Source organism: Polaromonas sp. P1_G4 (assembly GCF_056405475.1).
In genome coordinates this window covers 1-2,019 of sequence record NZ_JBFUCA010000647.1, presented here as the reverse complement: position 1 = coordinate 2,019, position 2,019 = coordinate 1, and the positions used below count along the sequence as shown (strand labels likewise).

Sequence of the window (2,019 nt, the reverse complement as noted above, 5' to 3'; positions counted from 1 at the left end):
GTCACGGTGGAGATGATGAAGGCGCTCGGCAACAAGCAAGCCGTGGAGTTCACGATTGACGGTGGTTCCCAAATACTGATTCAAGCCGGCCGTGCACCTGTCGTGAATGGCGTTGAAGAAGAGCGTATGCGCGTGGGTTGCGGGTCGGCCACGGTTGGCATTTTTGCAAAGCAGTTGTTCGGCAAGCTCGACGAGGTGGTGGTTGTCGACGACCACATTACCGGTGTACTGACCGAGCACCAGGCGGGGCGTTGTCTCGATATGCGCCCGTCAGGTGTCCGGATGCGCGGACGAAAGTCCACGCCGGGGCGTTATTTCCAGGTGGCCAATCCCGGAACGGGCTGGGGTGGGACGGATATCGCCGATCCCCTGTCCATCATCGAGGCGTGGGACGGTAATGTCGCCTGGCCGGGCCTGCGCTTGTTGATGACATCCACCACCGGTGAGCATGCAAGCTGGTATGTGCTCAACGAAGAGCTCATTCCCGTGGAGCAGGAGATGCCGGCGGAAGTGCGTCATGTCGTTGAGCGTATCGGTGAAAACTGCGAGCCCTCCTTGGCGACCGTGCTTTTCCTTGCCGGAGCGGGCGGTAGCCTGCGGGCGGGTGTGACTGAAAATCCGGTTTTGCTGACACGTGCCATCAAAAATTCCCTGGTGAATGTGACCTGTGGTGGGGCCCCTGCCTATATCTGGCCTGGTGGAGGAATCACCGTGATGGCCGATGTCATGCGGATGCCGGACAACAGTTTCGGAACCGTTCCCACACCGGCCATCGTGGCTCCCATTGAATTCAGCATGAAGCTTGACGACTATCGCGCGCTGGGCGGGCACATGGACTATGTGCGTACGCTGGAGGATGTGTTGCGTCGCGGTGCCTGRCACAACGAAGGTGCGCCTGTCGCCCTGGAATGGGCCAGGCTGCCTTCTGCCAATCCTTGGCCTCTGGCGCGTCCCCCCTTGCTGGGCTGAGGCGCTTGCGTATGAACCCTCAACGCATGCAACTTCCCGATGGGCGCTGGCATTTCCAGCACGGGCCGATGGACATCATCATTGGCGCCTATGGAAGGCCGGTTGCGGTTGAGGCTGCTCATGCCAAAGCTTGGGAGCGTTTCAGCGGTATCCTCGGCGAGCTGGTTGAGGAACTTCCCCTCTTGCGGCAGCCCGTACTGGATGAGTGTTATCTGCAGGGGGTCGTTGCCCGGCGCATGTGGAATGCATGCCGCCCCTACCGGCGCGATTTCATCACCCCGATGGCGGCCGTGGCGGGTGCGGTCGCGCAGGAGTTGGTTGCCTGCTACGTCAATAGCGGAGTAGACCGCGCTTGGGTCAACAACGGCGGCGACATTGCCCTGCATTTGGCGCCGGCGCAATCGGTGCGGATCGGCCTGTATGCGGATCTGGCACGCCTTGATGCAAACGAGGTATTGGCCGGTGTTCATACCGACGGGCAATTCGAGGTTTCCAGCGCGCTTCCAGTTCGCGGCGTCGCTACCAGCGGTTGGCGGGGGCGAAGCTTTTCACTGGGTATTGCCGACAGTGTTACGGTCCTTGCGTATACCGCCGCGCAAGCGGATGCCGCAGCCACCATGATTGCGAATGCGGTCGATGTTGCCGACATGCGGATCAAGCGCGGCAGGGCTTGTGACCTGAAGGACGACACCGACCTTGGCGAAATGCTGGTGACAACTGACGTGCCGTTGCTGGAGGCGGAGACGGTTCGGCGTGCATTGCGCGCCGGGCTTGAACGCGCCCAGGCTTTACAGGCTGCGGGACTGATCTGGTCGGCTGCGCTGGTTTGTCAAAACCAGCTGATGACCACCTCTGATAAAACGCAGCAACGATTGCAAAATCGCAGTGCTGCAGTGCCGGCTGGTTCGGTATTTGCTTAATGAAATGAATGGACCTCACACCATGATTGAAATTCGGCGTATTTTTACGCACGTGGAGCAGATACGGCATGAATTCGGGCCGGTAGCGCCTGTGCCTTTGCTGCGCGGCGCGATTGCCGCGGTGCTGACC

Annotated in this window: 1 protein-coding gene and 2 pseudogenes; all 3 read left to right on the top strand. The window is 60.5% G+C overall.

The features are described from left to right. Positions 1–969 (top strand): annotated as a pseudogene (locus AC1D1X_RS21720) (6-hydroxynicotinate reductase); the annotation flags it as partial. 11 nt (positions 970–980) lie between these two features. Further along, positions 981–1,889, top strand: a complete 909-nt coding sequence (locus AC1D1X_RS21715; protein WP_477669074.1) for a UPF0280 family protein — start codon at positions 981–983, stop codon at positions 1,887–1,889. Between the two features lie 22 nt (positions 1,890–1,911). Beyond that, a pseudogene (locus AC1D1X_RS21710) lies at positions 1,912–2,019 on the top strand (amino acid synthesis family protein); the annotation flags it as partial.